Consider the following 17,413-nt stretch of genomic DNA (forward strand, 5'->3'; position numbering starts at 1 on the left):
TCTTACGTTTCGGAAGTGAGGATGACGGCGCCCAGGGGCGGCAATCGCAGCGCGGCGGAGGCCGGGCGGCCGTGCCACGGCTCTTCCGCTGCATCGATCTGCGGGTTGGTCACGCCCGACCCGCCATAGCGGCTGTCGTCGCTGTTGAGAATTTCCCGCCAGCGTCCCGCCTTGGGAAGGCCGATGCGGTGGTTTTCACGCACCGTGGGCGTGAAATTGCAGGCGACGACGACGGGCTGCGCTTCCGCGATGCCCTTGCGCATATAGATGAACGTTCCGAACTCGGGCTCGGAAGCATCGATCCATTCGAAGCCTTCCGCCTCGCAGTCGAGCTGGTGCAAGGACGGCTGGCTGCGATAGATGGCGTTGAGGTCGCGCAGCAGGTCGCGGACGCCGCGATGCATGGCATCGTCCAGGTGGTGCCAGTCGAGCTGCAGATCGTGGTTCCATTCCCGCTCCTGCCCGAACTCGCCGCCCATGAAGAGCAGCTTCTTGCCCGGATGGGTCCACATGAAGGTGAAATAGGCGCGCAGATTGGCGAACTTCTGCCAGCGGTCTCCCGGCATCCGGCCGATCAGCGAGCCCTTGCCATGGACCACCTCGTCATGGCTGAGCGGCAGGATGAAGTTTTCCGAAAAGGCGTAATGAAGGCCGAAGGTCATCTGGTCGTGATGATGCCGCCGATATATCGGGTCGCGGCCCATGTAATCGAGCGTGTCGTGCATCCAGCCCATGTTCCACTTGAACCCGAAGCCGAGTCCGCCGGCGTAGACTGGGCGCGAGACGCCGGGAAAGGCCGTCGATTCCTCGGCGATCGAAGTGGCGCCGGGATGGTCGGAGAACAGGGCGACATTGGTGTCGCGCACGAAGGCGATCGCTTCGAGATTCTCGTTGCCGCCATGGATGTTGGGAACCCACTCGCCGGGCTGACGGCTATAGTCGAGATAGAGCATGGAGGCGACCGCATCGACCCTGAGGGCGTCGATATGATAGCGTTCGAGCCAGAAAAGCGCGTTGGCCGTCAGGAAATTCGCCACCTCGCGCCGCCCGAAATTATAGATCAGCGTGTTCCAGTCGCGATGGAAGCCGAGCCGCGGGTCCGCGTGCTCGTAGAGCGCGGTGCCGTCGAAGCGCACCAGCCCGTGGGCATCGGAAGGAAAATGCGCCGGCACCCAGTCGACGATGACGCCCAGGCCCTCCCGGTGGCAGCGGTCGACAAAGCGCGCGAACGCCTCCGGCGACCCGAAGCGGCTGGTCGGCGCATAAAGGCCGATCGGCTGATAGCCCCAGGAGCCGGAGAAGGGATGCTCGCTGACCGGCATGCACTCGATATGGGTAAAGCCGAGATCCTTCACATAAGGGATAAGCTCGTCGCCGAGTTCTTCATAGGTGAGATAGCTGCCGTCCTCGTGGCGGCGCCATGAGCCCAGATGCACCTCGTAGATGGAGATCGGCGCCCGCCGGTCGTTCCTGGCGGCGCGGGTTTCCATCCACTCCCCGTCGCTCCATTGGCTGTCGGGAAGCCCATGCACAAGCGAAGCGGTCGCAGGCGGCACCTCGCAACTGAAAGCGAGCGGATCCGCCTTGCCGGGCAGCACCTCGCCCTGGCTGCCCACGATCTCGTATTTGTAGACCTCGCCGGGCCGCACGTCCGGGACGAACAGTTCCCACACGCCCACCCCCGGATGCCGGCGCATCGGATGCCGGCGGCCGTCCCAGCCGTTGAAATTTCCCACGACGCTGACGCTGCTCGCATTGGGCGCCCAGACGGCGAAACGCGTGCCGGCGACGTCGTCGCAGGTCATCGGATGAGCGCCGAGCTTCTCGTAGAGCCGCAGATGGCGCCCTTCGCCCAGAAGATGAAGATCGAGCTCGCCGAAGGTGCTGGGAAAGCGGTAGGCATCTTCTTCTTCCCACACATCGTCGCCGCGCGTGAAGCGGAGCCGGTAGCGCGGCGGCTTCTTTCGCCGCGCAATCAGCCCTTCGAAGAAGCCGCGCGCGTGCCGCCGCAGCAGCTTCGCCAGCACCTTTCCGCTATCGGCGTCGACCGCCTCCGCCGTCTCCGCCTCCGGGCGCAGCACGCGCAGCACGATCCCGGCGGGAGCTGGATGCGGCCCGAGCACTGCGAAAGGGTCGCCATGCCGCCCCGCAACGAGGGCGCCGATAGCGTGCGGATCGTCAAGCCGCCAGGCGGCGGCCGCAGTGTCTGTCGCGGGGTTCAAACGTCACCTCCCTCGATGAGGTCGAGCACGCCCTGGATCGGGATTGCGACCCAGTCCGGTCGGTTGGAAATCTCGTAATTGATCTCGTAAAAGCCTTTCTGGAGCAGGAAAAGTTCCATCAGGCTGTCCCGCATCTGCCGATCTTCGGGCTGGTTCTGCGCGCCGTCGGTTGCGGCGTGGTAGCCGGCCAGGAACTCTTCGGTCATGCGCCGGCGCCACAGCCGCGCCAGTTCGGCGCTGTCGCGCGACTGGTCGGGCAGCCGGAATGCCACCTGCCGCACCGCCGTCCAGGCCGCATAGTCGAAGGATCGCAGCATGCCGGCCACGTCCCGCAGGGGAGAGCTCTTCTCCCGGCGCTCGGCCAGGGTGCGCCGCGGCTCGCCTTCGAAGTCGATGATGAAGACGTCCTGCTGCGACACCAGCACCTGGCCAAGGTGATAATCTCCGTGGATGCGGGACTTCTTGCCGGACGGCCGGAGCTTTGCCGTCTCCCTCAGCTTCCGGTCGATCCGAGGCGCCAGGGCGAGCAGACGGTCGGCCGCTTCGCGCACGCCCTGCGGGAGCCGGTCGTGCCTCTGCTTGAGGCTGGCGCAGGCAGAGGCCACCTGCGCCCTGGCGTCCTTCGCCCATGCGGTGATGTCGGAACGGCGGATCGGCTCGCAGCGGAAGGCCTCGTCGCTGGTCTCGACGGCGAAGGCGGCGTGCAGCTGGCCGGTTCTCTCGCCCAGCCTGCCCAAAAGGTCCAGCGGATACAGGAAGGCGGCGGGCGCGGGGTCCTCGGGCGAAGCGGGCCCGGCCGCTGGCGGGCCCAGAAACTCGTCCTCGATATGCCGCTCCAACGCGTGGACGAAGACGCTCCACGCATCGCCCTGGTTCTCGACGAAGGCGGAGACGCTGGCGAATACCGTCTTTTCGCCGCCGTCCTCTTCGAGCTCGACCATGCCCAGGAAGGCGGGCGTGTTCTTGAAGCCGGCCTCCTCGGTCAGGAAACGCGCCACCTCCACCTCCGGCTGATGGCCCGGCCGCAGCCTGCGGAAGATCTTCAGGAGCGCCTTCCGGTCGAAGGCGACCGACACGTTGCTCTGCTCGCCCATCAGCACTTTGGGCGGCTCCTCGAACGCCATCGCCGTGAGCTTTTCATTGCCGTAGAACCGCAGCGTTCCGCCGGAAACCGGCATCTCCTGGTTTTCCTGCATGCGCCGCATCAGATCCGTGGCAAAACGGTCGTCATAGGAGCCGTCGATGAGGGCGCCGAGCTGCGGCCCCTTGCGCACCCGCGCGAGCGTGTTCGAAAGCTTCGGCGCGCCGAACTGAACGTTCTCCTCGCCCCACAGGATCGTAAGCGGCAACAGGTAGCGCTGCCGGTCGGCCTCGGCGAGGTCCACATCGACGACCGACAGAAGTCCTGCTTCCTCGTCGAGCCTTGCCACCTCCTCGATTTCGACGGAGCGTATTTCCTCTCCCTTGGCGCCGAACCAGCGCTGGCGTTGCAGGAATTGGGGAAGCGCGTTTTCCGTGAGCTGCCGCCGCTCCCTGCCCACGGGGGCGCGCTGGATCCGGCCGTCCGTCAGTGTCAACGTGATGAACTCCGGAAGAGGCTCGGGCAGGTCGCTGTGCCAGTCGGGGGCCTCTGCCTCATCGGCCAGCAGAAACCAGAAGGCGCCATAGCCCGATAGCGTAAGCATGTACGGCAGGTCGCCGATGGTCGGAAAGGGCGATTGGCTCATGAGCTCGATCGGCACGCGGTTCCGGTATCTGGAAAGGTCGAGTTCGACCGCCTGGGCCGAGCGGGAAAGATTGGCCACGCAAAGAAGCGTCTCGTTTCCGTCGCTGCGCGTATAGGCGAGGATGCGCCTGTTGCGCGGATAGACCAGGGTGAAGTCTCCGCGGCCGAAGGCATTGTGCTGCTTGCGCACGGCGATCATCCGCCTGATCCAGTTCAGCAGCGATGAAGGGTCCGCCTCCTGCGCCTCCACGTTGATGGTCTGGTAGCCGTAGACCGGATCCATGATCGGCGGCAGGTAGAGCGCCTGCGGATTGGCGCGCGAAAAACCGCCATTGCGGTCCGGCGACCACTGCATGGGCGTGCGCACGCCGTCCCGATCGCCCAGATAGATGTTGTCGCCCATGCCAAGCTCGTCGCCGTAATAGACGATCGGCGTTCCCGGCATGGACAGAAGCAGCGCGTTCATGAGCTCGATCTTGCGTCGGTCGTTCTGCATGAGCGGCGCCAGCCGGCGCCGGATGCCCAGATTGATGCGCGCGCGCACGTCCTCCGCATAGGTGCGCCAGAGATAGTCGCGCTCCCGGTCGGTGACCATTTCCAGCGTCAGTTCGTCATGGTTCCGCAGGAAGATGGCCCACTGGCAGGGATCCGGAATTTCCGGCGTCTGGCGCATGATGTCGCTGATCGGGTGCCGGTCCTCCTGGGCGAGCGCCATGTAGATGCGCGGCATCAGCGGGAAGTGGAACGCCATGTGGCACTCGTCGCCGTCGCCGAAATAGGGCCGCGTGTCCTCCGGCCACTGATTGGCCTCGGCAAGCAGCATCCGGTCGGGATATCTCTCGTCGAGGGCCGCGCGGATCTTCTTGAGGATCACATGCGTTTCGGGAAGGTTTTCATTGTTGGTGCCGTCGCGCTCCACCAGGTAGGGAATTGCGTCCAGCCGCAGCCCGTCGACCCCCATGTCGAGCCAGAAATACATGACCTTGATGACTTCTTCCAAAACCCGCGGGTTGTCGAAGTTGAGATCGGGCTGGTGGGAGTAGAAGCGGTGCCAGAAGAACTGGCCGGCGACGGGGTCCCAGGTCCAGTTGGACGTTTCGGTGTCGAGGAAGATGATGCGCGTGCCGGAATAGCGCTCGTCGTCGTCGCTCCAGACGTAGAAATTGCGCGCGGCCGAGCCCTTCTTTGCCCTGCGCGCCCGCTGAAACCAGGGATGCTGGTCGGAGGTGTGGTTGATGACGAGCTCGGTGATCACCCTTATGCCGCGCCGGTGCGCCTCGGCGACGAAGCGCCGGAAATCGCGCATCGTTCCATAGGAAGGATTTATGGAGCGGTAGTCGGCGATGTCGTAGCCGTCGTCCCGCAGCGGCGAGGGGTAGAACGGCAGGACCCATATCGCCGTCACCCCCAGCCGTTCGATGTAGTCGAGTTGCTGCAGCAGCCCGTTGAAATCGCCGATCCCGTCTCCATTGGCGTCGTGGAACGCCTTGATATGGAGCTGGTAGATGATGGCGTCCTTGTACCAGTCGGACGGTTGCGCCTCGGGCGAGCGGGACTGTGCGCGGTCTGCGGTCGGTGAGATCGCAGGCGCAAGCTTTTCCATCGTGCTCATGAACGAACCCCCGGTGGCTTGAGTCGCCAGGCCATGTATGGCCGCTGGTGCGGATCGAGATACATGTGCTGCGTCTTGCCGCTCCACGCGAATGCCTGGTCGGTCACCAGGTCGTAGGCATCGATCGTGGCGTCGTCCGGCAGGCCGAACTCCCACAAGGGAACCTCGAAATGGGCAGCCTGCGGATTGTGCGGATCGAGATTGACCGCAAAGAGCAGGAAATTGGAAAGATCGTCGGTGAATTTGCCGTAGTAGAGGATGGCTTCGTTCCACGCGTTGTAGAAGTTGAGGTTGACGAACTGCCTGAGCGCCGGGTTCTCCTGCCGGAGCCGGTTTATGAAGGCTATGTCCGGTTTTATGTTGCCGGGCCGGTCCCAGTCCCAGGCGCGGATCTCGTATTTCTCGGAGTTGAGATACTCCTCCTTGCCCGGCATGGCGGCCGCCTCGCAGAGCTCGAACCCGCTATAGACGCCGTAATTGGTGCCAAGCGTGGCCGCCAGGACAAGCCGCGCCTGAAAGCCGGGCCGCCCGCTCGTCTGCAGATAGAAGGGATTGATGTCCGGCGTGTTCACGAAGAAGTTCGGCCGCATATAGTGCCGGCACTCCTCGCGCGTCAGCTCGGTCAGATAGTCCGTCAGTTCCTGCTTGGTGTTGCGCCAGGTGAAATAGGAATAGGACTGGTTGAAGCCGACCTTGGCCAGCCGCTTCATCATCTTCGGCCTCGTGAAGGCTTCGGCGAGGAAGATCACGCCGGGGTCGACCTGGCGCACTTCCTCGATCATCCATTCCCAGAAGGGCAAGGGCTTTGTGTGCGGATTGTCGACCCGAAAGATCCGCACGCCCCTTTCGAGCCAGAACAGCACGACGTCGCGCAGCGCGTACCAAAGGTCCGGGATGGCGTCGCGGTAGAAGTGGACATTGACGATGTCCTCGTACTTCTTTGGCGGGTTCTCGGCGAATTTGATGGTGCCGTCGGGCCGCCAGTCGAACCATTCGGGATGCTCCTTGATCCACGGATGGTCGGGCGAGCACTGGATGGCGAAATCGAGGGCGATCTCCAGCCCGTGCTTTCGCGCCGCCGCCACCAGACGGGCGAAATCGTCGAAGGTACCGAGCTCGGGATGAATGGCGTCGTGCCCGCCCTCTTCCGAGCCGATCGCATAGGGGCTGCCGGGATCGTCCGGCGTCGCCATCAGGCTGTTGTTGCGCCCCTTGCGGTTCGTATGGCCGATCGGGTGGATCGGCGGGAAATAGAGAACGTCGAAACCGAGCGACCGCACATAAGGCAACCGTTCGATGACGTCGTCGAAGGTTCCGTGCCTGTCCGCCCGGCCCGATTGCGAGCGCGGCATCAACTCGTACCAGGCGCTGAATGCCGCCCTCTCGCGGTCGACGAAGACGGGGAAGGCCGTCTCCGTCTGCGTCAGGTTCACCCGGGCCGTCAGGCGGGCCATCAGCACCGCCATGTCGTCGCTCAGCATGACGGCGAGCATGTCGCCCTCGGAGGAGGACTGCTCGACCTCGGCCAGGAGCGCCTTGAGCGCCGAGCGGTCGCCCGACGACCCGGCGCGGGCGCCGGCGGCCTGTTCGACCAGGCGCCTGCCCTCTTCCAGCTCCAGCGAAATCTTCTGGCCGGCATCGTGCTTCTTTGAGACCTCTGCGCGCCAGGTGGCGAAAAGGTCGCGCCAGGCCGCAATCTTGAACTCGTGGCTCCCCGGCTTGGCAAAGACGACCGAGGCGCGCCAGCGGTCGTTCCCAAGATGGCGCATGGGGGTCTCGCCCCAGCGCTGGCGGCCGCGGGCGCGGTGGAGAAGCGCTGCTGCGATCACGTCATGGCCGTCGCAGAAGATGTCGGCTTCCACGGTGAATGGTTGGTTGACGACCGCCTTTGCGGCGAAGCGGCCTGCGTCGATCGCCGGATCGACGGCTTCTATGGCAATACGGCTGGCAGCGAGCGTTTGTAGGATGTCCTGCTCCGGATGGTTCATAACGAATTTTCTCGATCGGAATATCTGTCGAACGCGGTGCAGGCGTGAGAGTTCCCTTCGCCATGCCCGCGGTGTCGCGCGCGGGCGCCGCTCGACCTGCCGCTCCACCCCGATATGCGCTGCCTTGCGGGCGCGGAACGGCGACCGGACCGAAGGGCGCGGCCGGTGATCCTCCGGCGATCCCCCACCTTTTTATCCGGCTGACGCGAACATTCGCCTGCGCCATGCGTTGTGAGCGCACGGACCGGGCAACGCCCCGGCGTTTCCATCAACAGTAAACCTGGGAGGGCTGAACGATGACGAGCACAGGCCCAGAAGTTTTTGACAAAACGATCCAGACCACGAACATCTGGCTCAACGAGATCATGGCCGACCATGGCGGCGACCGGCAGGTCGCATGGCACATACTGGGCGCGGTGCTGAAGGCGCTGCGCGACCGGCTGCCGGCGGATCTGTCCGCCCATCTGGGCGCCGAGCTGCCGCTGCTGATCCGCGGCCTTTACTACGACCAGTACCAGCCTTCGCGGCAGCCGGACATTACCCGCTCCCAGGAGGCTTTTCTGGAGCGTGTAGAGGAAGGGCTGGCCGACATCAGGCCGGTCGACCCCGCCAAGGCGACCCAGACCGTTTTCCGCGTCATCACCCACCATATCGATCTTGGCCAGTCGGCCAAGGTGCGCGAGGCGCTGCCCAAGGATCTGCAGGCGCTGTGGCCGGAAAGCGTAGGCGTTTAGAGCAATTCCAGGAAACCGGAAGCCGGTTTCAAATCAAGCAGTTGGATCAGTTCGGCGTTTCTGTGAAACGGTGAACTGATCTGCAGGGAGATGTGAGATGGCTGACGCCGGAACGACCCAAAGCACCAGAGCCCGCCATGCCGACGAAGCGGCGAGCTGGGTGCGTGACCGCTGCGAACAGCTCCCCCCGCCGGAAAAGCCGGAGCTCTTCGGCACCATGTTCGACCGCTTCGCCGACGCCCGCGTGGTGCTGCTCGGCGAGGCGACCCATGGCACATCCGAGTTCTACCGTGCCCGCGCGGCCATCACCCGCCGGCTGATCGAGCGTCATGGCTTCAACGTCGTGGCGGTCGAATCGGACTGGCCGGATGCCGCGCGGGTGGACCGCCATGTGCGCCACCGGCGGGCGGGCCGCTACGACGAGGAGACCTTCGCCCGCTTCCCCACCTGGATGTGGCGCAACAGGGAGTTCGCCGATTTCGTGGATTGGATGCGCGGCCACAATGAGCATCTGTCCGCCGAGGACAGGGTCGAGTTCCGCGGCCTCGACGTCTATTCCATGTCCGCCTCCATCGCCGCCGTCGTCGACTATCTCGATCGTGTCGACCCGGAGGCCGCCGAAGCCGCGCGCCGTCGCTACGGATGCCTCACGCCGTGGCAGGCCGACCCTGCCCACTACGGCCGCGCCATGCTCAGGGGCGCGCGCGACACCTGCGAGGACGAGGTCGTCGCCCAGCTTCGGGCGCTGCTCGAAAAGCGGCTGGAATATGTCGCGGCGGACGGCGAGGAATTTCTCAGCGCGGCGCAGAACGCCCGTATAGTGCGCGCGGCCGAGCAGTACTACCGCATCATGTATCACGGCTCGACCGAATCCTGGAACCTGCGCGACCGGCACATGTTCGACACGCTCCAGCACGTTTTGGATGCGCGCGGGCCGGATTCCAAGGCCGTCATTTGGGCGCACAATTCCCATATCGGCAATGCCGCGGCCACGGCAATGGGCTGGCAGGGCGAGTTCAACATCGGCGAATTGTGCCGGACGGCCTATGGCGATGCCGCCGCCCTGATCGGCTTCGGCACCGACCGCGGCACGGTCGCCGCCGCCGACGACTGGGGCGGCCCCATGCGCATCAAGGACATAACCCCCTCGCGCCCCGATTCCTACGAGCGGATCTTCCGTCAGTCGGGCATCGCAACCTCGCTGACCGATCTGCGCGCGCCAGCCAATCGCGAGTTGCGCGAGGCGCTGAGCGCGCCTCGCCTGGAACGGGCCATCGGCGTCATCTACAGGCCCGAGAGCGAGCTTTACAGCCACTATTTCGAGGCCGTTCTGCCGGAGCAGTTCGACGCCTATGTCTGGTTCGACGAGACCAGCGCCGTCACGCCGCTGCCCACGGAACGCCCGCATGGCGTTCCCGAAACCTATCCCTTCGGCGTGTAGGGCGGTTCGAGGAAAGCGCGAAAAAGGCTCCCATCCAAGCGCGACCGGCGGCCGCCCCCGCCGGTCAGCGCTCCATGCGGTCGTAGCGCTGGCGGGCCTCTTCGATGGCCGGCAACTGCCGCCCGATCCATCCGGCAAGTCCATCCATGATCGATAGCAGATCCTGCCCCGCCGGCGTGAGGGCGTAGCTCACCTTGGGCGGCACGGTGGGCTCGACATAGCGCTCGATGAGGCCGTTGCGGCACAGGCTCTTGAGGTTCTGCGACAGCATTCTCTCGCTGATCCCCTCGATCCGGTCACGCAGATGGTAGAAGCGCTGCGTGCCGTCCTTGAGCGCCCAAAGGATGAGCAGCACCCACCGGCTCGTGATCAGTTCGAAGACCTCGCGGCCGGGACAGTCCGCGTGAAGCGGATCGGCATCGGCGGTGTAGGTTGGGCTTACACTCATGTTAGCTCCCGATTTTCAAAACCGTACTTCCAGCGAAGGAGGCCCAGAAGGCGTGGGCACAGACCGATGCCTTCGCTGCACATGTCCGGCGCATCGGGCCTTTGCTGGAGAAGGTCGACTCCATCCCGGTCGAGCTTGCCGCAAAGCATGAAAGCGTGCCGTGAGATTGCGAGAGCCGCTACAGGAAGTTAGACAGGTTTGCCGCTTGGGGAAATGGCGAAACGACCTGACGGCTTCATCTTGAGCGCAGGCAGATGGCACCAAGAACCGCCTGGACGACAATTCGCGCTTGCATCGATGACGCTGCCGTGGCTCCGATATGTTTCGGCAATGATATGGGAAATCGGTGATGGAATCGCGCAGCGGCAACAAGACGCCGGATACTGGCCCGCAGCCGCGTTGGCTCGGAACCTCGGCATCCTCCCGCGTTGCATTGATTCCGCCTCTGTCGGTCGCCCGCTGGCTGCTGGTGCTGGTGATTGCCGCGGGCATCTACTTCTTTCACGGTTTCCTGGTCCCCGTTCTCGCCGCGCTGGTCATCGGCTTTGCCAGTTGGCCGCTCTACCGCGCCCTCCTGAAGCGCGTCGGCGGCAACAGGACAGCCGCGGCGACCATCGCCCTCCTGCTGATCCTCGCCTTTCTCATCGTTCCGATCGCCTTGGCGATCAGCTATGCGATCGAGGAGATCGGTTTGTGGTTCACCTGGGCTGCGCAGACCAACGAGGTGGGTGCGCCGACGCCGGACTGGATTGCCGCCCTGCCCGGTATCGGCGACTGGCTGAGCGAGCAGTGGGACCGGTATGTCGGCCATCCCGGCGCTATCGGAGAGCTCGTGCAGCTCCTCAACGGTGCCAATATCGGCAGCATCTATCGCGCGGTCCTGGCCACGGGAACCGGCGTCTTCGACCTGTTCCTGACCCTGCTTTTCATGTTGATCGCCCTGTTCTTCGTCTTCCGCGACGGCGAGGAATTCGTCGCGCAGCTCGATACGCTGGGCGAGCGCATCTTGCCCACGCGCTGGGAGAGGATTTCGCGCGTCGTGCCCGCCACCATCAGCTCCACGGTCACCGGCATGACGCTGATCGCCATCGGCGAGGGCATCGTTCTGGGCGTCGCATACTGGCTGGCCGGTGTCCCTTCGCCGGTGACGCTGGGCGTTCTTACGGGGCTGATGGCGCTGATACCGGGCGGCGCGCCGCTGTCCTTCACCCTCGTTTCCATCTACCTTGTCGCAAGCGGCTCCCCGATCGCCGGCCTGGCGCTGTTTGCCTGGGGCTCGACCGAACTCTTCATCGTCGACAAGACGTTGCGGCCAAGGCTGGTCGGAGGACCGATCAAGCTGCCCTTCCTGCCGACCTTCTTCGGCCTCATCGGCGGTGTGAAGACCATGGGCTTCCTGGGCCTGTTCATCGGCCCGGTGCTGATGGCGCTGCTCGTCGCCATCTGGCGCGAATGGCTCCACGAGATGCGATTGCCGCCGCCCGCCGAAAGGTCGGCGCCGGGCGATCCAAAGCAGTACCCCGAACCACCACGATGAGCGCCGGCGCGGCGGTCCTGGAAGCGGTTCCATGAAAAGCGGAAGCCGCTTTTCCGCCCGGAACCGCGTAGAATCAAATAGTTGGTTGAGTTAGTTTGCCGCGGCGACGGCCCGCTTTTCCACATATTGCCTTTTATCGCCGGGAAGGCCGGCTCGTCCGACGCCGAAATAGGTCATCCCGCAGGCGGCCACGGCCTCCGGCTGCAGGATGTTGCGGAAGTCGAACAAGGTCGAGCCCTTCATGCGCTCCGACAGCCGCCCCAGATCGAGTTCGGTAAAGTTCTTCCAGTCCGTCAGTATGACGACGGCATCGGCGCCGGTGGCCGCTTCATAGGCATCGCTGCACCAGTTCACGTCCGGCAGTTCCTTGGCGGCTGTCGGCATCGCCTGCGGATCAAACGCACGGACCACGAATCCCTGATCCTGCAGCGCGGGGATGAACGCCAGGGCGGGCGATTCGCGCACGTCGTCGGTCGCCGCCTTGAACGCGACGCCGAGGACCGCCACCACCGCTCCCTTGCGAAGGTTGGCCTTGAACGCGATGCGGCGCGCCAGCGCCGTCTTCCTCCGGTCGTTGCCTTCTATGAGCGTTTCCACGAGGCTTTGCGGCACGCCATTGCGGCGCCCGGTCGCCGCGAAGGCCCGGGCGTCCTTGGGAAAGCACGATCCGCCGAAGCCGGGCCCGGCCTGCAGGAAGGCAGGGCCGATGCGCTGGTCGAGCCCGATGCCCTTGGCGACGGTGGTCACGTCGGCGCCGGCCCGCTCGCACAGATCCGCCACCTCGTTGATGAAACCGATCTTCATGGCCAGGAAGGCGTTCGCGGCATGCTTGACCATTTCCGCATTCTCGGCGCTGGTGACGAGCACCGGAGCGTCCGTCCGCGCCACGAGGGGCCCGTAGAGTTCCTTCAGCGTGGTGGTCGCCCGTTCGTCGTCCGAGCCGATGATGATCCGGTCGGGATGCATGAAATCGTCGATGGCCGAGCCTTCCCGCAGGAACTCCGGATTGGCCGCGACGGCAAAATCCCCTGCGCCGCGGACATCCCTGATGATCTGCTCCAGACGGCGGCACGAGCCCACCGTCACCGTGGATTTGACGACCACGGTCGTGAAAGGCGCCAGAAGCGGCGCGATCTGCCGGGCCGCCGCCTCCAGATAGGAAAGGTCTATGTCGCCATCGGGTAGCGACGGTGTCCCGACCGATAGAAAAACCGCCTTTGCACCGCGCACCGCATCGGCGAGCTCGGAAACGAAGTGCAGCGAGCGCTTGCGCGCGGCAGCCCGCATCGCCTGCTCCATGCCCGGTTCGTAGATTGGCGGCCGGCCTCGCGCCAGCTTGTCCATCCGGCCCGGATCGACGTCGTGACACCGGACCTCGTGCCCGAGAAGCGCGAGGCAGACACCGGTGGTCAATCCTACATATCCTGTACCGATTATGGCGACGTCCATTGGGTGACTCCTGAAGCCATTGGAAATTTTGCCTCTAACTGGCTGCAATGGTCGTTGTTCCCGCTGAAGACATTGATGCTGCTGATGAAGGTGGCGCCGGCCGCCCGCGCCGAACCCGCTCAGCGGGCGTCGAGCACCATCTCCCTCACCCAGCGCAGCAGGAGTTCGTCATAGGAACGGCGGCTTTCAGGCTCCGACAATGCATGGTCGGCTCCCGAGATGATCCGGTGGGTTATGGAGTGCGCGTTGCTGAAGGACGCCAGATAGCTGGCTATCGTCGGGTGCGGAACGAGATGGTCGTTCTCCGACTCGACGACGAGAACGTCGCCGCCGAATTCCCGGCATTGGCGCAGGGCGCGGTTGCTGTGCAGGGGAACCTGCTTGCTTCTGAAAAGCTGCAGCTCCTTCCTGTCCAACGCGTATTTCGGAATGTCCCAGTCGTCGTCCCGGTAAAGCGCCGGAACGCGCAGCGCCAGCCAGCGCACCGGCCGTTCCGCCGCGAGGAACGTCGACAGATAGGCGCCATAGCTGCTGGCGATGACGGCGATCGACGAGGCGTCGACGGCCGGATGCGAGGCAAGCACGTCGTAGGCGGCACGAATGTCGGCGAGATTGTCGTCCCGCGTGACCGTTTGCTGCTCCTCCTGGGTCAGCCCATGGCCGCGCATGTCGAATGTCAGGCAGATGCATCCCAGCCGGGAAATGGCGCGCGAGCGCTTTTCGTCGCGCTTCTGGCTGCCGGCCCAGCCATGGATGAACAGTATTCCCGGCCAGCCCGTGCTGGGCTCAAAGAAATGTCCGGCCAGTTGCCGGCCATCCACCTTTATATGCGCCTCTGTCTTCTTCAATGCTCATCCTGCAATACAGCGTATTTCAGGAACGGCCCGACCGACGGGTCGTTCCCCCGGAAATAGATGGTGGCGTGTCCAGGAGGAACCGTCCCCTGCCCATATCGTTCCACAGTTGCTGCTTGGACATGATTGAGGTCGGGCCGATGCTCGAAGGCTTCCAGCGCGGCGATTTCCGCGCCCGTTGCGCCGCCGACGCGCCAGGACTGCTCCAGGACCGCGGCCTTGCGACGCCCCGCGCCGTCGATGCCGGTGACGATGTCGTAGTTGCGTCGCGATGCGACAAGTCCCAGCCGCCGGGCCGCCAGCCGATCGAACTGCACCGCCATGCGGCAGATGGCCTCGTCCTCGTCCGACAGCATGGACAGGAGCTCGCGGTATCCGCCGCGGACGACGGAAAGCCGCGACCCGCCATAGACCGTTTCGCCGCGGTTGTCGGCCGTCAGGTCCTGCTGGCCGACATAGGCCGCGACCATGCCGCCCAGCCTCGTCTGCCCGACGCTGTAGGTGCGCACGTCCGACAGGTTTTCCTCCAGGACGAGACTGTCCTGGAGCGCGCAGTCGCCGTCGAACCCGTCGATGATGTCGGAGAGTTCGCCGGCCGTGCGCGCGACATATTGCTGCTTGCCGCCGCTGGCGCTCACAGCCTTGACGCGGATATCCCCGCTTCGCAGAAGCGTGGTTCCGCAATGCATGGCGCCGGCGCGCGTGAGGGCGGTGAAACCGCAAAGGGTCAGTCCCCTCGCATCCGCCGTGAAGGCGTGCGGCCAGCCGGGAGGCGCGGCCTCGCCCGGAGCGAGCGGATGGATGATCGCCTTGGTGGCGAACAGCCGACGCGGCACCCATCCTCCGAGCAGGTCCGTTTCCGTCAGGCCGGCAAGACATGGCGAGCCCTCGTCGCCGCAAAGCGTATCGCGCGGAACGCAGTACGGACGGCCGTCGCCCGGAAAATCCTCCAGCCGGCCCCTGTAGTCGAAACCGAGAAGAAGCGCCGCGCGTTTCGCCAGCACGATATGAGCCGCCTCCTCGTGGCCAGCCTCTCCTCGGCAGCCCCACGTGAGCAGCGGCCTGGCCTTACGAACGGCATCGCCGGCACGTTCCTGCATTGCCAACTCCAATCTGCGGGTAAGCGCAAGCAACGGTCCAAAAGGGCGATTGTTCCGATAGGACGGCCGGTGCCGGGTCCCGGCTGAGACATCTTCATCTTCTGTCGGAACTTCATTATCGCGAGGTCGTTTCGTGTGCAGAAGCACCAGAGGAGATATGAATGGAACTGACGCTGAGCGAAAAACAGACCGGCGTCCGCGCGGAAACGATGAAAGCCGCGGTCCTGACAGGGCCGCGCCGGGTGGCGCTGGTGGACGCGCCGATCCCCGTCCCGGGCAGCGGCCAGGTCAGGGTGCGCATGGAAGGATGCGGCGTCTGCGCCTCCAACGTCGTTCCCTGGCAGGGGCCCGAATGGATGGAATATCCGACGGCGCCGGGCGCCCTCGGCCACGAAGGCTGGGGCGTCGTCGACAGCGTCTCGCCGGATGTGGAAGGCCTCGAGGTCGGCGACCGCGTCGTCGCCCTCTTCCAGAACAGCTATGCCGAATATGACGTCGGGGACGCGGAAGCCGTGATCCGGCTGCCCGAATCCCTTGCCGCCCGCCCTTTCCCGGGCGAGCCGATCGGCTGCGCCATGAACATCTTTCGCCGCAGCGACATCCGTGCCGGCCAGCGCGTGGCGATCATAGGCATCGGCTTTCTGGGCGCCGTCCTTGCCCGGCTCGCAACGCTCAGCGGTGCCGAGGTCATTGCGATCACCCGGCGCCGGTGGGCGCTAGACATCGCCAGGAGCCACGGCGCCTGGGAAACGATCCCGATGGAGGATCACGCCGAAATCGTGCAGCGCGTCGCCGAACTCACCGGGGGCGCCTTCTGCGAGCGGGTGATCGAGGCGACTGGCAAGCAATGGCCCCTCGACCTTGCATCGGAGATCGCCGGCGAGCGGGCGAAGCTGATCGTGGCCGGCTACCACCAGGACGGGCCGCGCACGGTCAACATGCAGCAATGGAACTGGAAAGGCATCGACGTGGTGAACGCCCATGAGCGCCAGCTGGCCCAATACAGGCAGGGCGTGGTCGACGGCATACGCATGATCGAGGACGGCGCCGTGTCCATCGACGATCTTCTGACCCACCGCCTGCCGCTGGCCCGCCTGGGAGAGGCGCTGGAGCTCACCCAGGACCGCCCTGAAGGTTTCATGAAAGCCATGGTGACATTTCCATAATGAACGACACGATACGTTTTCCCAACGATCATGGCGCTCGGCCCCGGCTCGGTTTTCTGGGGCTCGGCTGGATCGGCCGTCACAGGATGGAGGCTGTCATGGCCTCGGGACTCGCCGAGGTGAAGGCGCTGTGTGATCCTTCCCCGGAGATGATCGACGCCGCCGTCGCTGCGGCGCCGGACGCGGTCGTCGCGCCCACCTTCGAGGATCTCCTCGGGCTGGATCTGGACGGCGTGGTGATCGCCACCCCGAGCGCTCTGCACGCCGCACAGTCGATCCAGGCGCTGGAGCGCGGACTGGCCGTATTCTGCCAGAAGCCGCTTGGGCTGAACGCGGAGGAAACGGCCGCGGTCGTCCGTGCGGCGCGGAAGGCCGACCGTCTTCTCGGCGTCGACCTGTCCTATCGCCATACCGCCGCCATGAGATGCATCCGCGATCGTCTGCGGCAAGGAGCCATAGGCGAGGTCTTTGCTGCCGACCTGACCTTCCACAACGCCTACGGGCCGGACAAGCCATGGTTCTACGACGCCAGGCTGTCCGGGGGCGGCTGCGTTACCGATCTCGGCGTTCATCTCGTCGACCTGTTCCTGTGGACGCTCGAATTCCCGCGCGTGAGCGAAGCGCATGCCAGGCTCTTTGCCGGTGGCAAGCGGCTCGACCCGCGCAGCCGCATTGTCGAGGACTATGCCGCGGCCACCCTCGAAACCGACACAGGCGCCATCGCCCGCATCGCTTGCTCGTGGCGGCTGAATGCGGGCTGCGACGCCGACATCTCCGCAATCTTCTATGGCGACCAGGGCGCCCTCGCCCTGGCAAATGTCGACGGCTCTTTCTACGACTTCACCGCACAGATCAGGAAGGGCACCGGCAAGGAGGTTCTCGTTACGCCGCCGGACGACTGGGGCGGACGCGCCGCCGTCGCCTGGGCGCAGCAGCTTTCGCAAGGAGAGGGTTTCGACGCCTCGGCCGAGACCTATGTGCACACGGCACGCGCGCTGGACCTCATCTACGGGCGCAACGTAGGGGATACAGCCTTTGGCGAAGGACCGACTCCGGCCTCCCGCACCGAAGCGGTCACACAGTTCAAGAAGGCCGCCCGGCGCGGATAGAAGCCCTATCCGCGCCGTCCGGAGCGA

General features: G+C 65.0%; 12 protein-coding genes. 5 read left to right on the forward strand and 7 right to left on the reverse strand.

Features of this window, described 5'->3' with window-relative positions; all coding sequences use genetic code 11:
- Positions 1 to 2 precede the first annotated feature (2 nt).
- Genes glgB through NTH_RS05775 form a run of 3 tightly spaced genes read right to left on the reverse strand, consistent with a single transcriptional unit; the run spans position 3 to position 7,548 of the window.
- Positions 3 to 2,222, reverse strand: coding sequence for a 1,4-alpha-glucan branching protein GlgB (glgB, locus tag NTH_RS05765; protein ID WP_338529129.1), 2,220 nt, complete (start codon positions 2,220 to 2,222; stop codon positions 3 to 5).
- Positions 2,219 to 5,560, reverse strand: a complete 3,342-nt coding sequence (gene treS / locus NTH_RS05770; RefSeq protein WP_338529130.1) for a maltose alpha-D-glucosyltransferase — start codon at positions 5,558 to 5,560, stop codon at positions 2,219 to 2,221. The genes glgB and treS overlap by 4 nt, the downstream gene beginning before the upstream one ends.
- A complete protein-coding gene (locus tag NTH_RS05775) occupies positions 5,557 to 7,548 on the reverse strand; it encodes an alpha-1,4-glucan--maltose-1-phosphate maltosyltransferase (protein WP_338529131.1) in 1,992 nt (663 codons plus the stop codon). Before NTH_RS05775 ends, treS begins: the two co-directional genes overlap by 4 nt.
- Positions 7,549 to 7,844: 296 nt before the next feature.
- Between NTH_RS05775 and NTH_RS05780 the strand changes: the two genes are divergently transcribed.
- Together NTH_RS05780 and NTH_RS05785 are read left to right on the forward strand one after the other, a co-directional pair.
- Complete coding sequence (locus NTH_RS05780) at positions 7,845 to 8,282, forward strand: DUF2267 domain-containing protein (RefSeq protein WP_338529132.1); 438 nt, start codon at positions 7,845 to 7,847, stop codon at positions 8,280 to 8,282.
- A gap of 97 nt (positions 8,283 to 8,379) precedes the next feature.
- A complete protein-coding gene (locus NTH_RS05785) occupies positions 8,380 to 9,723 on the forward strand; it encodes an erythromycin esterase family protein (RefSeq protein WP_338529133.1) in 1,344 nt (447 codons plus the stop codon).
- A gap of 64 nt (positions 9,724 to 9,787) precedes the next feature.
- Here the strand turns inward: NTH_RS05785 and NTH_RS05790 are convergent, their stop codons facing one another.
- Complete coding sequence (locus NTH_RS05790) at positions 9,788 to 10,171, reverse strand: winged helix-turn-helix transcriptional regulator (RefSeq protein WP_338529134.1); 384 nt, start codon at positions 10,169 to 10,171, stop codon at positions 9,788 to 9,790.
- Positions 10,172 to 10,520: 349 nt separating this feature from the next.
- Between NTH_RS05790 and NTH_RS05795 the strand changes: the two genes are divergently transcribed.
- Entirely contained in the window at positions 10,521 to 11,708 is a 1,188-nt protein-coding gene (locus tag NTH_RS05795) for an AI-2E family transporter (protein WP_338529135.1), read from the forward strand.
- A 90-nt stretch (positions 11,709 to 11,798) separates the two neighbouring features.
- On the opposite strand, the gene NTH_RS05800 is transcribed toward NTH_RS05795, so the two are convergent.
- From NTH_RS05800 to NTH_RS05810, 3 genes are all read right to left on the reverse strand, one after another.
- Positions 11,799 to 13,157, reverse strand: coding sequence for a UDP-glucose dehydrogenase family protein (locus NTH_RS05800; protein WP_338529136.1), 1,359 nt, complete (start codon positions 13,155 to 13,157; stop codon positions 11,799 to 11,801).
- Positions 13,158 to 13,276: 119 nt separating this feature from the next.
- Positions 13,277 to 14,005, reverse strand: coding sequence for an alpha/beta hydrolase family protein (locus tag NTH_RS05805; protein WP_338529137.1), 729 nt, complete (start codon positions 14,003 to 14,005; stop codon positions 13,277 to 13,279).
- Complete coding sequence (locus NTH_RS05810) at positions 14,002 to 15,111, reverse strand: DUF3182 family protein (protein WP_338529138.1); 1,110 nt, start codon at positions 15,109 to 15,111, stop codon at positions 14,002 to 14,004. Before NTH_RS05810 ends, NTH_RS05805 begins: the two co-directional genes overlap by 4 nt.
- A gap of 161 nt (positions 15,112 to 15,272) precedes the next feature.
- Here NTH_RS05810 and NTH_RS05815 point away from each other — a divergent pair, with 161 nt between their 5' ends.
- A complete protein-coding gene (locus NTH_RS05815) occupies positions 15,273 to 16,277 on the forward strand; it encodes an MDR/zinc-dependent alcohol dehydrogenase-like family protein (RefSeq protein ID WP_338529139.1) in 1,005 nt (334 codons plus the stop codon).
- Positions 16,277 to 17,386, forward strand: coding sequence for a Gfo/Idh/MocA family protein (locus NTH_RS05820; protein WP_338529140.1), 1,110 nt, complete (start codon positions 16,277 to 16,279; stop codon positions 17,384 to 17,386). Before NTH_RS05815 ends, NTH_RS05820 begins: the two co-directional genes overlap by 1 nt.
- The last annotated feature ends 27 nt before the right edge of the window (positions 17,387 to 17,413 follow it).

It is taken from the genome of Nitratireductor thuwali (assembly GCF_036621415.1).
Taxonomy (GTDB): Bacteria; Pseudomonadota; Alphaproteobacteria; order Rhizobiales; family Rhizobiaceae; genus Chelativorans; species Chelativorans thuwali.